This window comes from Streptomyces sp. NPDC006296 (genome assembly GCF_040613235.1).
Lineage (GTDB): Bacteria > Actinomycetota > Actinomycetes > Streptomycetales > Streptomycetaceae > Streptomyces.
In genome coordinates this window covers 99,884-112,081 of the sequence record NZ_JBEXRT010000015.1, presented here as the reverse complement: position 1 = coordinate 112,081, position 12,198 = coordinate 99,884, and the positions used below count along the sequence as shown (strand labels likewise).

Annotated in this window: 10 protein-coding genes; 2 read left to right on the top strand and 8 right to left on the bottom strand. The window is 72.9% G+C overall.

Annotated features, from left to right (window positions below):
* Window positions 1–60: 60 nt before the first annotated feature.
* The 7 genes from ABZ172_RS13380 to ABZ172_RS13350 form a co-directional block, all read right to left on the bottom strand.
* Complete coding sequence (locus ABZ172_RS13380; protein WP_356883403.1) at window positions 61–279, bottom strand: MbtH family protein; 219 nt, start codon at window positions 277–279, stop codon at window positions 61–63.
* Window positions 280–1,237: 958 nt separating this feature from the next.
* On the bottom strand, window positions 1,238–4,033 hold the full coding sequence (locus ABZ172_RS13375) for a hypothetical protein (protein ID WP_356883401.1): 2,796 nt from the start codon (window positions 4,031–4,033) through the stop codon (window positions 1,238–1,240).
* Window positions 4,030–5,142 (bottom strand): AAA family ATPase, encoded by a 1,113-nt coding sequence (locus tag ABZ172_RS13370; RefSeq protein WP_356883399.1) that lies wholly within the window; start codon window positions 5,140–5,142, stop codon window positions 4,030–4,032. Before ABZ172_RS13370 ends, ABZ172_RS13375 begins: the two co-directional genes overlap by 4 nt.
* A gap of 169 nt (window positions 5,143–5,311) precedes the next feature.
* Complete coding sequence (locus ABZ172_RS13365; protein WP_356883397.1) at window positions 5,312–6,754, bottom strand: VWA domain-containing protein; 1,443 nt, start codon at window positions 6,752–6,754, stop codon at window positions 5,312–5,314.
* Window positions 6,751–8,139 (bottom strand): hypothetical protein, encoded by a 1,389-nt coding sequence (locus ABZ172_RS13360; RefSeq protein ID WP_356883395.1) that lies wholly within the window; start codon window positions 8,137–8,139, stop codon window positions 6,751–6,753. The genes ABZ172_RS13365 and ABZ172_RS13360 overlap by 4 nt, the downstream gene beginning before the upstream one ends.
* Entirely contained in the window at window positions 8,139–8,657 is a 519-nt protein-coding gene (locus ABZ172_RS13355) for a hypothetical protein (RefSeq protein WP_356883393.1), read from the bottom strand. The genes ABZ172_RS13360 and ABZ172_RS13355 overlap by 1 nt, the downstream gene beginning before the upstream one ends.
* A 300-nt stretch (window positions 8,658–8,957) precedes the next feature.
* Entirely contained in the window at window positions 8,958–9,467 is a 510-nt protein-coding gene (locus ABZ172_RS13350; RefSeq protein WP_356883391.1) for a methylated-DNA--[protein]-cysteine S-methyltransferase, read from the bottom strand.
* A gap of 166 nt (window positions 9,468–9,633) precedes the next feature.
* On the opposite strand from ABZ172_RS13350, the gene ABZ172_RS13345 reads away from it, so the two are divergent.
* The gene (locus ABZ172_RS13345) at window positions 9,634–10,113 is read left to right on the top strand and encodes a Fur family transcriptional regulator (protein WP_356883389.1); all 480 of its coding nucleotides are present in this window, start codon (window positions 9,634–9,636) and stop codon (window positions 10,111–10,113) included.
* A gap of 13 nt (window positions 10,114–10,126) precedes the next feature.
* Window positions 10,127–11,572 carry a catalase gene (locus ABZ172_RS13340; protein ID WP_356883387.1) on the top strand — a complete coding sequence of 482 codons (1,446 nt, stop codon included), beginning with the start codon at window positions 10,127–10,129 and terminating at the stop codon, window positions 11,570–11,572.
* Between the two features lie 154 nt (window positions 11,573–11,726).
* On the opposite strand, the gene ABZ172_RS13335 is transcribed toward ABZ172_RS13340, so the two are convergent.
* Window positions 11,727–12,104 (bottom strand): ankyrin repeat domain-containing protein, encoded by a 378-nt coding sequence (locus tag ABZ172_RS13335; protein WP_356883385.1) that lies wholly within the window; start codon window positions 12,102–12,104, stop codon window positions 11,727–11,729.
* Between the last annotated feature and the right edge of the window lie 94 nt (window positions 12,105–12,198).

Genomic DNA, 12,198 nt, shown 5'->3' with positions numbered 1-12,198 from the left:
CGGATCGAAGCGTCGACGAGCTGCCCCACCTGGGGGTTCTCCTGAAGCCGGGCCGCCGGCCTACCCGGCGTCGGCGCCCGACGCCCGCACCAGTCCGGCGGGCCGCATATCGGTCCAGGCGCCCTCGATCACGTCGAGACATTCCTGACGCGTCCCTTCCGGACCCTCGGCTCGCCAGCCGCCCGGAACCTCGATGTGCGCGGGCCACAAGGAGTACTGGCCCTCGTCGTTCACGAGCGCCAGGAACCGGCCCGACTCGTCATCGAAAGGATTGGTCATGACTGTCCCCCCACTTGTTCGCACGCTCTCCATGATGTGTTCATCCGCTTTCTCCGGGCGCATCGCGGTGGCTTTTCACCACGACGCAGCACGGAGCCCCCACGCTCACGCGGCACGGTCCTGTCCACGCGGAACGGAGATACATGACGTCTCCACTCGCACCGTCGAACCTTTGACCGATGAACGGTCAACTTGGTGCCGCCCGTTCACTCGGATCACATTAGAGGATTCCGGGCCACGAACGGCGCGTATTCACTCGATTACTTACAAGCACGCATTCGGCCACAGGGAGGCGCACCGGCCGGGGGAATATGCCAACCGGCGGCGCCCGTGACATTCCGGCCACCGCGATGTCCGTATGGTCCGCTAGGAATTGATATGAGCCAGGTGTTTTCAGAAAGTGCCCCGGAGTGCGCCCGCGTGCTCGTTCTCCCCATGGGGATCCTGTCGAGCCCCCATGCGCCGGGTACGCGCCCCCGAAGGGCTGTCCCGTAATCACCGGCGGGCCGGCGCCGCGCACCCGGACGGGCCGGACCACGGCCCGTCCACGCGTCGGGTTCCACGGCCGGCTCCGGGCACCTCCGCCTCCCGCGCGCGGCCGGGATGCGGCGTGACCGCCGCACCGGCCGGCCTTCCGGCGGGCCCACATGCCGACAGCCCCCGGCGCCGGGCTCAAGGCCGGGGCGGGGGGCTGGGTTGGGGTGGGGCGGAGGCGGACGCGGGGGGAGAGAGAAGCGGGGCGGGACGCAGGGAGCGGGGAGCGAGGAGCGGGCCGGACGCGGGGAGCGGGGGGTCACGGGGGCGGGTGCCCGCCGCCGGGGGACGACCGCTCGTCCTGCCGCTCGCGCTGCCCCTCCCCCGTCGCCCCGTCGCCCCGTCGCCTCCCGTCGTCCCCTGCTGTCCCCTGCTGTCCCCTGCTGTCCTCGAACGGCTCCCGTTCGCCGCCGTTCGCCCTCGGTCAGCCTGCCGTCAGCAGCAGTTCCACCGCCGCGGCCGTCTCGGGGTGCCGGGTGAGGAGGACCGCGGCGGCGGGTTCCGGCGCTTCCGCCTCCCAGCCGGCCTCGCAGCCCAGCAGCTCCGCCACGCGGTCGCAGGTCTCCGGGTGGGCGGCGAGCAGGGCGGCCCGGCGGGTGGGTCCCTGGCCGGTGGCGACCGCGGCCGGTGCCTCGGCGGCGGCCTGCCACGGCGGGACCCAGGCGTCCAGCGCCGCGAGGCGCCCGGGGAAGACGCGGCCGGCCTCACGGATCAGCAGGGGGGCCAGTTCGGAGCCCTCGGACCGGAGCGTGATGATGAGCTTCGGCAGCCAGGGCAGCAGCACCGGGTCCGGCAGCCGGGCGAACGCCTGGGAGACCGCCTCCACGACGAAGTCCGCCAGCGCCGGCACCGGTTCCAGCGCGTGCAGGAAACCGCTGAGGTAGCGCGGATAGGCCGGCACCACCAGCGGGTCGGCCAGCAGCCGGCCGCACCGCTCCCTCAGCTCGGCCCGGGACAGCTGCCCCAGGTGCACCTGAGCCGACCAGAGCAGCGCCACTCGGGACGGCTCCCGCGGGTGCGACTGGGCGAAGGCCAGTTCCAGCTGGGTCCGGTCGCAGCCGAGCGACAGGGCCAGGCTCTCCATGCTGAAGAGGAACCCCAGCATCGCGGCGACCTGGCGCACGGTCGCGTCCTCGTCGGTGAACGCCGTCGGCAGCAGCGTGCAGTAGTGCGCGTACCCCGTCTTGGCGAAGGACTCGATCCAGGACGGCAGCACCGGCCGGCTGATCCGGTAGTGGGCGAGGAGCCGGCGCACCCTGCGCAGCACTTCCGGGGCCCCGTCGACGCTGCGCTCGGTGGCCAGCACCTCCAGGGCGCGGGTGCCCAGTTCGTCCGCGAGACGGCCGCTGCGCAGATGCAGCACGGCGTCCTCGACGGCCGCGAGGACCTGTGCCGTGGTGGCGTCCGGGGCGTACGCGGCCCGGCGCAGGCGCTGCTCCAGGACCTGCTCGATGCTGACACCCTCGTACCCGAGCTCGATGAGCGCCCGCTGGTGGGTGCCCAGGGCCAGGTCCCAGGACTCCTGGACGGACTCCTTGCCCAGCTCGCGCTCGCCCATGATCGGCCGTGCGGCGCCGTGCGGCATCAGGTGGCGCAGCATCCACAGCACGTCGGAGCACCGGCGCAGTTCCGGCTGCGCGGTCATGTCGAGCAGGGCGCGCTGCACACCGCGCTGCTGGAGCTTGAGGTTCAGCGGGGTGAGCCGGTCGTGCACGTCGCGGGCCAGCGGCGGCAGCGCGTCGTAGCCGACCTGCCCGATCCGGTCGCCGCCCATCAGGATCTCGACGAGACGGCGCACGTCGCGCCGGCCCGGCACGGTGTCCTTCTCGATGCAGGTGACCGCCGCGTCCTGGAAGTCGTACGGGGTGGGCCTGGCCCGGTCCCGCATGCCGGCCAGCAGGATCGACGTCTCGAACACGGCGATGGCGTCGGCGGTGGAGGCGAGGTAGCCGTTGCGCCGGGCGGAGCGCACGATCTCCACGGACCAGCCGAGGAGTTCGGCCTCGTCCAGCCGGTCGAGGGCCGGCGGGCTCTGGAGGAAACCGGAGAGCCTGTCGGTGAGTGCCTCCGGTGCCGCGGGGACGGCCGGCGTCGCGGTCCCCTTCGTCCTCGCGGCCTTCTTCGCCCCCGCCTGGCCCGCGAGCCGGAAGGGCCGGACACGGGTGCGTCGGAGGTTCTTCGCCCACTGGGTGGCCGCGATCGAGACGGAACCGGCGGCCAGCCCGAACTGGGCCTCGATCGCCGCGTGGCTGGACGGGATCAGACCGTGCTGCCAGGTGCTCCCGCCGGGCGGGGTGATCTCGAAGGTGTCGGTGCCGTGGACGCCGAACTCCCGCACCCGGCTGGACGCGTGGAACGCGCCGCAGACGTACAGGCAGTCCTCGGGGTTGGTCCCGGTCGCGGCGAGGTGCCGGCGCATCCGGGTCCACATATAGCGCTCGCGGTCCTCGTCCACCCGCACCCGGTCGGTGTCCCCGGGGGCCAGCCGGCGGAACAGGCTGCCGATCAGGAGCATGACCTGCCGGTAGGTGTCGTGGTCGCTGTCGCCGAGCGGCAGCTCGACGTACTGGTGCCACCACTCCGACCAGTGGCGCACCCGGCCGTGGTGCAGCAGGTGCTCCTCCAGCTCGGCGAACCGGGGCCGCAGGTCGCCGATCTCGACGCCGACGGCGTCGCCGTGCAGGGCGGCCTCCTCGTCCGCGGGCGGGGCGTCCGGTCCGGTGGCCTCCTGCCCGCCGGCCTGCCACTGGAACACGTGGTCCGACGAGCGGTCGACCAGGACCAGTTCGACGCCCGGGGTGTCCAGGGCGTAGGCGATGGCCTGGTACTCGGCCGACGCCTCGGTGATCGGGGCCACGACCGACAGGGGCGCCCATTCCGCGGGGAAGCCCTTCACCTCGCTCGCGAACGCCTGGACCGCCACCGGGAGCCGGCAGTTGCGGAGCTCCGGCAGGAGGGGGGCCATGTCCTCGCACAGCTCCAGGTACACCACCTTCGGCTGCTTCTCCCGCAGCCGGCGTGCCATCGCGACCGCCGACGCGGGCGAGTGGTGGCAGACGGGGAAGATCTCCAGCGGCTCGCGCACGGCACGGTCGACGTCGTCGACGATGCCCAGCAGGATCCCCTCCAGGGCGTCCGGACCGTCGGCGAACTCCGTCGCGGCGTCCGTGAGCTGCCCCCGCAGCGCCTCGAAGGGCGTGCCCTCGTCCAGGGCGCTCATGACAGGGTGGCGATCGCGTCGCGGCCGCCCTCCAGGAACTCCGGCCAGGAGCCGCCCTCCTCCTTGCCGCGCGGCTCGACGACACCGTGCAGGTACTTGTTGAGTATGGCCAGGTCCTCGGGTTGGCGCCGGGCCAGCGATCCGACGAGGGAGGAGGCCAGGGTGCGGGCGGTCAGGGTGCGTTCGCCGAAGAAGTTGCTGTGCAGGATCGCGTCCTCCAGCACGCCGATCTGCTCGGCGCTGGACAGCGCGGACTCCAGCTTCTCGTCGTCGCTGCCGGCCGCGGCGGCGGAGGCCCGCAGGTCGGCGAAGCTCTGCAGCAGCACGTCGAGCAGCGTCGGCGGCACGTCCAGCTCGATCCGGTGACGCTTCAGGAGCTCCTCGGTGCGGAAGCGGACGATCTCCGCCTCGCTCTTCTTGTTCGTCACCACGGGGATGCGCACGAAGTTGAAGCGCCGCTTCAGGGCGGAGGACAGGTCGTTGACGCCACGGTCGCGGCTGTTGGCGGTGGCGATGACGGAGAAGCCGGGCTTGGCGAAGACGATGTTGTCGCTGTCCATCTCCGGGACCGAGATGTACTTCTCCGACAGGATCGAGATCAGCGCGTCCTGGACGTCGCTCGTGGAGCGGGTCAGCTCCTCGAAGCGGCCGATCGCCCCGGTCTCCATCGCGGTCATGATCGGTGAGGGGATCATCGACTCCCGCGACTGCCCCTTGGAGATCACCATGGACACGTTCCAGGAGTACTTGATGTGGTCCTCGGTGGTACCGGCCGTCCCCTGCACCACGAGGGTGGAGTTGCGGGAGACGGCGGCGGCCAGCAGCTCCGCCAGCCAGCTCTTGCCGGTGCCCGGGTCGCCGATGAGCAGCAGCCCCCGGTCGGAGGCCAGGGTGACGATGGAGCGCTCGACGAAGCTGCGGTCGCCGTACCACTTCTGGGAGATCTCCCGGTCCAGGCCGTCGGCCCGCTCGGAGCCCAGGATGAAGAGGCGGACCATCTTGGGCGAGAGCCGCCAGGAGAACGGCTTGGGGCCGTCGTCGACGGACTCCAGCCAGTCGAGCTCCTCGGCGTACTTGATCTCGGCGGGGGCGCGCAACAGGTCGGACATGGCGGTGAGCCTTTCTGAGGGTTCGGGTGGGATCGCGGCGGCGGAGGCGGGAGGCCGCGGTGGCGTTCGGCCCCGGGCGCGGTCCCGGGTCTGCGGGCCCCGCGCGGCCGCTGGTCCCGGGCCGGTGAGGAGCGACCGGGCGGTCCGGGCGGGAGGGTGAACGCAGGGGCTAGGTGAGGAAGGTCTTCAGCTCGTGGACGAGCTTGCGGATGTGGCCGGAGAGGACCGGCGTGCCCTGGTCCTTGAAGCGCTCCCGGAACCAGGGGTTGACGCTGGCGCGCCCCGAGCTGGTGACGGAGCCGACCGGGATGAACTTGGCGCCGGAGCGGTGGATGGCGGCCATGCTCTCGAACAGCGGCTCGGTCTGCCATTCGTAGAAGTCCGAGATCCACACCACGACCGTGTTGCGGGGCTCGGCGATCTTCGGCTGGGCCAGGGCCATGGCGACCGTGCCGTCGGTTCCGCCCCCGAGGTTGGTGCGCAGCAGGGTCTCGAACGGGTCGTGCACCCACGGGGTGAGGTCGAGCGCCTGGGTGTCGTACGCGATGAGGTGGACGTCCACCTTGGGCAGCCCGGCGAAGACGGAGGCGAGAATGGTGCAGTTGACCATCGAGTCCACCATCGAGCCCGACTGGTCGACGACCACGATCAGCCGCTGGGGCGTCGTCTTCCGCGCGGTGTGGCGGTAGAAGAGGCGGTCGACGTAGAGGCGTTCCTCCTCGGGGCTCCAGTTGACGAGGTTCTTCCAGATGGTGCGGTCGAGGTCCAGGTTCCGGAAGACCCGCTTGGGCGGGACCGAGCGGTCCAGGGCGCCGACGGTCGACTTCTCCACCTGCGTGCGCAGCACCTCCGCGACCTCGTCGACGAAGCGGCGGATCAGTGCCTTGGCGTTGGCGAGGGCGACCCCGGAGAGGTTGTCCTTGTCGCGCAGCAGCTGCTCGATCAGGGACATGCTCGGCGTCAGCCGTCCGGCCAGCCGGGGGTCGGCGAGCACCTCGCGCAGCCGCATCCGCTTGACCAGCCCGGCCTCGATCGAGCCGAGCTCGGGGCCTATCTCCGGGACGAGCCGGCCGAGATCGGGTGTCCGGCCCCCGCCGCCCGTGCCGACCGGGCTGACTCCCGGCCCTCCGGCACGTCCGCCGCGCAGCTCCCCGGGCCCGCAGCCGAGCGCGCGCTCCAGCCAGCCCGCGTCGGACTGCCACCGGGACAGCCGGTCCGCGGTGACGGTGGCGGGCGGCGCCTGGAAGACGTTCAGCAGGACCTTCGACACGAGTGCGGCGCGGCGCACCTCGGCGGCACGGTCGCGGGTGTCGTCGTCCGCCGCCTCCGCGTCCGGGCCGTCGGCGGTCCCGGTGTCCCCGTCCGGCAGCATGAGCCCGTCGAACTCGGCGGCGAGCCCGGGATGGCGCTGCACCACGGAGTCGACGGAGGCCTGCGGATCGAGCAGCTGCGGCGGCAGGCCGATGTCCTCCAGCACGGCGAGGCTCGCCGATTCCAGGGCGGCCTGCTCCTCCGGGTCGAAGAGCCGGGCGAGCAGGCGCCAGTAGACGACCTGGCGGCGGTTGTCGTGCGAGGGGTCCCCGGCCGTCCCGGGGCTGTGCTGTCCGGTCATTTCCGCAGCAGCCTTCCCGCGCGCTCGCCCAGCACCTTCGCGGCGTCGGTCGCGGCCTTCTCCGCCCTGGCCCCGGCCTTGTCCGTCGTCCCTCCGGCCCAGGCACCGGCGTGCACCGCGGTCACCTTCCTGCGCACCGTCGTCTCGACGGCGAGGGGCTGGAGACGGAACTCCCCGGCGTCCCAGCGGACGAGCGCGATGCAGGCACCGGACGTGGCGACGGCCTCGGGGGTGAGCGGCCCGGCGGCCGGGATCCGGTCGGTGTCGACGGCCAGGGCCGTTCCGGCGACGGTGAAGGTCAGGACGCCGTCGTCGTCCGTCCCGGCGGTGTACCCCTCCAGGAACACCGGGACGGCGAGGCGGGCCGGGTGCCGGTCCAGCGGGGCGGTCGGCGCGGCGGTCGCGGTGGGCAGCGCCACACGGGCGGTGGCGAACGCCTCGGCCGGTTCGCCCGCACGGGCGTGGGCGTCGCTCCAGACGAGGTCGCCCTCGGCGGTGACCGGCATCCCGGTGAGGTCCATGGAGCGGCCCTCGCCGGCTGCCGCGAGCAGCGACATGTGCGGGCGGAGCAGCTGCCAGATCCCGGCCCCGACCACCGTGTCGGGCTTCGGGACCGACACGGCGGCGCGCACGAGCCGTGGCGCGGAGCCGTCGGCGGGCTCGAACACCGCGTGCACCTGCGCCTGCGCGGCGGTCGCGTGCTCGGTGACGTCGACGCCGAGGGGCAGCAGTCGGCCGTCGGCGGTCCCCGTGACGGGCGCACCGGAGGCTCCGGGCACCGTCAGCAGCATCCCGCGCGACCAGAGGTCGGCCCAGCGGCGCTCCGGGAAGCGTTCCGCGGACGCGCCGGGGCAGGACGCGGCGAGTTCGGCGGCGAATCCGTCGAGGAGCGTCGCGAGGCGGCGCAGGGACGGGGCGGGAAGCATCGCGGACACGACCTCACCGGCCCCGGACACCACCTCGTGGTCGAGGCCGCGCCATCCGCAGCGCGCCAGATCGGAGAGCCAGGCGCGGGCGGCGACCAGGACGTTCTCCGCCGGCGGCGCACCGGGCGCCGGTGCGGTCCCCGTGCCGCCCCGACGGCCGGCGGCCTCCTCCGCCCGGGCCAGCAGGGCGTCGTGGACCGAGCCGAGCAGGGCGGTGCGGGCACCCGCCAGGGCCAGGAAGTGGTCCTCCCCGGCCGCTCCGGCGGCGGCCTTCCCGGCGGCCTCGGCGACCCGGGCGGCCAGCGGCGTCCCCGTGACGGCGTCGGCGAGCCGCGTCGGGCCGGGGTCCGCGGCCAGGGGGCGGAGGAGGCCGGTGACGAGGGCGCGGTCGAAGGCGTCCACGGCCTCCAGGGCCTCGTCCAGGCCGTCGACGGGCCCGGCGAGCAGATCGGCGCGCATCAGGCCGCCGCCCTGGTCGGCGGGAAGAACTGCATCTCGGGCAACGGCAGCGTGGCCGGGGCGTGTTCGAGATAGGCGAGGTGGCGCAGGAAGCGGCTGAAGACGGACGCTGCCGCTCCGGCGGTGTCCGCCTCGGGGCGGGTCCCGCGCATCGCGGCGGCGAGGACCGTCCCGTCCACGTCGCCCTCCGGGACCTCTGCCTTCAGATACCGGACGACGCGCTCGGCGCCGTACTGCAGGACCGCCTCGTTGACGAGTGCGCCGATGTGGTTGCAGAACGATCCGCGCGCACCGCCGCAGGGCCGGTTGTTGTTGGTGCTGCAGGCGAACGCGAAGGACCCCGTCGCGACGGACGAGACGTAGACCCGCCCGATGTCCGATCCGCTGGACACCACACCCTGCAACCGCCCGTCGGCCAGCTCGACGAACGGAACCTTGGCGAGCTTGCGCGGCCGTGCGGGTGGTATCACCCGTGCCGTGCTCGACCTCTCCCAATCGGACAACGCGCCATCTCCCATGCACACCTGAGGGGTCGTTCCGGCCGGACCGGCGGGAACACGACTGAACCTACTGGGGCCCACTGACAACGCCGCGGCCACCGGGGCGGACGCGCGCCCCGGAGCCGGGACCGGCGGGACGCGCACGTACGCCCCCTGCGCCGTCCGCCGTCCGCCGGACGGAAACACCGCCGTCGGGCGGACCGAGAGCCAGGAGGTTCCCGGCGCGGGTGCGAAGACGAGCCGCGCCGGCCTCCCCGCGGCCGCCCGGCCCGCCGCCCCACGGCAGCCCGGCCCCGTCCCACGGCCGCCCGGCCCCGCTCAGACCGCCCGGTGGCGGCTCTCCAGGTCGAGGAGCAGCCGCTTGCGCTCCAGGCCGCCCGCGTAGCCGGTGAGGGCGCCGCTCGCGCCGATCACACGGTGGCAGGGGCGCACCACGAGCAGCGGATTGGCGCCGATCGCGGTGCCGACGGCGCGGACGGCCGCGCGCGGGGCCCCGATCCGGGCGGCGATCTCACCGTAGGTGAGCGTGGTGCCGTACGGAACGGAGTCCAGGGCCTGCCACACCCGCCGCTGGAAGTCGGTGCCGCGGCCGACGGCGCACTCGACGCCGAAGCCGGTCCGGCCGCCCCCGAAGTACCCGCGCAGTTCCTCGGTGATCGCGGCGAAGGCCGCGTCGTCCCGCGTCCAGCCGTCCCGGACCGTCGCGCCGCCCTTCTGGCCGGGCACGGACAGCGAGGCGAGCGCGGTGCCGCCCGGGGCGGTGGCCGACTCCTCGCCCACCAGCAGCAGCTCGCCGAGCGGGCTGTCCGTCGTGGTGTACAGCGTCATGGTCGTGGTCCTCCCGGGGCGGTCGTCGTACGCCTCCAGGGTGCGGCATCGCGCGCGGCGGTGGTGACGGCGGGTGTCGGACCGGCGCTTCCGGGAATTCGATTGATCACAGTTTTCTTACGTGTCTTTGATTGGAATCATTCCAGAAAAGTGGTTCACTGCGTACGTGATCGAGACCGAGGCCAGGACGCTCCTGCGCGGGGCGTCGTTACGGGTGACCCGCCCCAGGGTCGCCGTGCTCTCGGCGGTCCACGAGGCCCCGCACTCCGATGTCAGTACCCTCCTCGGCCTGGTACGCACACGCATCGGCGCGGTCTCGACCCAGACCGTCTACGACGTGCTCAGGACACTCGTCGGCGCCGGGCTGGCACGGCGGATCGACCTGCCGCATTCCGCGGCACGGTACGAAGGGCGGTCCCGGGACGGCCACCAGCACGTGGTCTGCCGCTCGTGCGGCACGATCGCCGACGTCGACGCCCCGCCGGACGCCCCGCACCCCGGGGCGTCCCGGGATCACGGGTTCACCGTCGACCACGTAGAGGTGACGTACTGGGGCCTCTGCCCCGGGTGCCGGACCGATCGGGGTCAGCGGGACCCGGAGTCGGTGCATGGAAGTCTTCACACGGAGGAGCAGGACAATTACTGACAACACGAAGCCGATGACCACGGCCGCCGGCGCGCCGGTCCCGAACAACGAGAACGCGGTCACCGCCGGGCCGCGCGGCCCGATGCTGCTCCAGGACGTCTGGTTCCTGGAGAAGCTGGCCCACTTCAGCCGTGAGGTCATCCCGGAGCGTCGTATGCACGCCAAGGGATCCGGTGCCTTCGGCACCTTCACGGTGACGCAGGACATCACCCGCTACTCCCGGGCGGCGCTGTTCTCCGAGGTCGGCAAGCAGACGGAGCTCTTCGCCCGGTTCTCGACCGTGGCCGGTGAGCGCGGCGCCGCCGACGCCGAGCGCGACATCCGCGGCTTCGCGCTGCGCTTCTACACGGAGGAGGGCAACTGGGACGTCGTCGGCAACAACACCCCGGTCTTCTTCCACCGCGACCCCCACCACTTCCCCGACCTGAACCGCGCCGTGAAGCGCGACCCGCGCACCAACCTGCGCTCGGCGGAGAACAACTGGGACTTCTGGACCAACCTCCCCGAGGCGCTGCACCAGATCACCATCGTGATGTCGGACCGCGGCATCCCCGACGGCTACCGCCACATGCACGGTTTCGGTTCGCACACCTACTCGTTCGTCAACGAGAGCAACGAGCGCTTCTGGGTCAAGTTCCACTTCCGCACCCAGCAGGGCATCAAGAACCTCACCGACGACGAGGCCGCCGCGGTGGTGGCCGCCGACCGGGAGTCCTCGCAGGCCGACCTGTTCGACGCCATCGAGCGCGGCGACCACCCGAAGTGGACCTTCTTCATCCAGGTCATGCCGGAGGCGGACGCCGCGACGTACCGCTACCACCCGTTCGACCTCACCAAGGTCTGGTCCAAGAAGGACTACCCGCTCATCGAGGTCGGCGAGTTCGAGCTCAACCGCAACCCGGAGAACTACTTCGCCGACGTGGAGCAGGCCGCCTTCACCCCGGCGAACCTCGTCCCCGGCGTGGGCGCCTCGCCCGACCGCATGCTGCAGGGCCGGCTGTTCTCGTACGGTGACGCCGCCCGCTACCGCGTCGGTGTCAACCACCACCAGATCCCGGTGAACCAGCCCCGCGGGGCGAAGAACGTCAACACCTACCACCGGGACGGCCAGCTGCGCGTGGACGGCAACCAGGGCGCCGTGCCCGGGTACACGCCCAACAGCTACGGCCGCTGGGCGGAGCAGCCCGAGTTCGCCGAGCCGGGTCTGGCGCTCGACGGCGCCGCGGCCGACCGGTTCGACTACCGCGAGGACGACGACAACTACTTCGAGCAGCCGGGGAACCTGTTCCGGCAGATGACGCCGGAGCAGCAGGACGCCCTGTTCGGCAACACCGCGCGGGCCATCGACGGCGCCTCGCCGGCGACCGTCGAGCGGCACATCGGCCACTGCACGCAGGCCGACCCGGCCTACGGCGAGGGTGTGCGCAAGGCGATCGAGGCCCACCAGGCGGCCAAGTAGGCGCCTGAGCGGGTGCGGTGCGCGAGGGGCCCCGGGCGGTACGCGTCCGCCCGGGGCCCCTCGTGCCGTCGGCACGCCCGGGCGACCGGCGCCGGGGCAGCGGGGCCCTCGGCCGTCCGCCGGCCCGTCAACCGCCCCGGTCGCCGTCCCGCGCTCAGCCGAGCAGTGCCGTCCTGCCGAACATCTCCGCCGTGGCCCGCGCGCTCGGCGTCCCGGCGTCGAGGTCGGCGCCCGCTCCCACCAGCGCCTCCACGATCGCGTCCTCCCCCTTGAACAGGGCCCCGGCGACGGGTGACTGGTCCCGGGCGTTCCGCAGGTCGACGTCGGCGCCCCGCCCGATCAGCGCGCGCACCGTCTCCGTGTGCCCGTGGTAGGCGGCGAGCATCAGCGGTGTGTTGCCCTCGCGGTCCTGCACGTCGGCCGGCATCCCGTGGTCGAGGAACTCCAGGAGCTCCGCGGTACGCCCCTGCCGGGCCAGGTCCGTCACGATCGTGACAAGCTGCTGGGTCTGTTCCTCGGAAAGCGGTTCCATACAGCCATATTAGAGTCCGGCCCGCCACCCCCCGGCGGGCGCGCGGCGAGAACGCTCCGGCGGACGCCACGGACCCGCCCGGCCGCGCCGCACG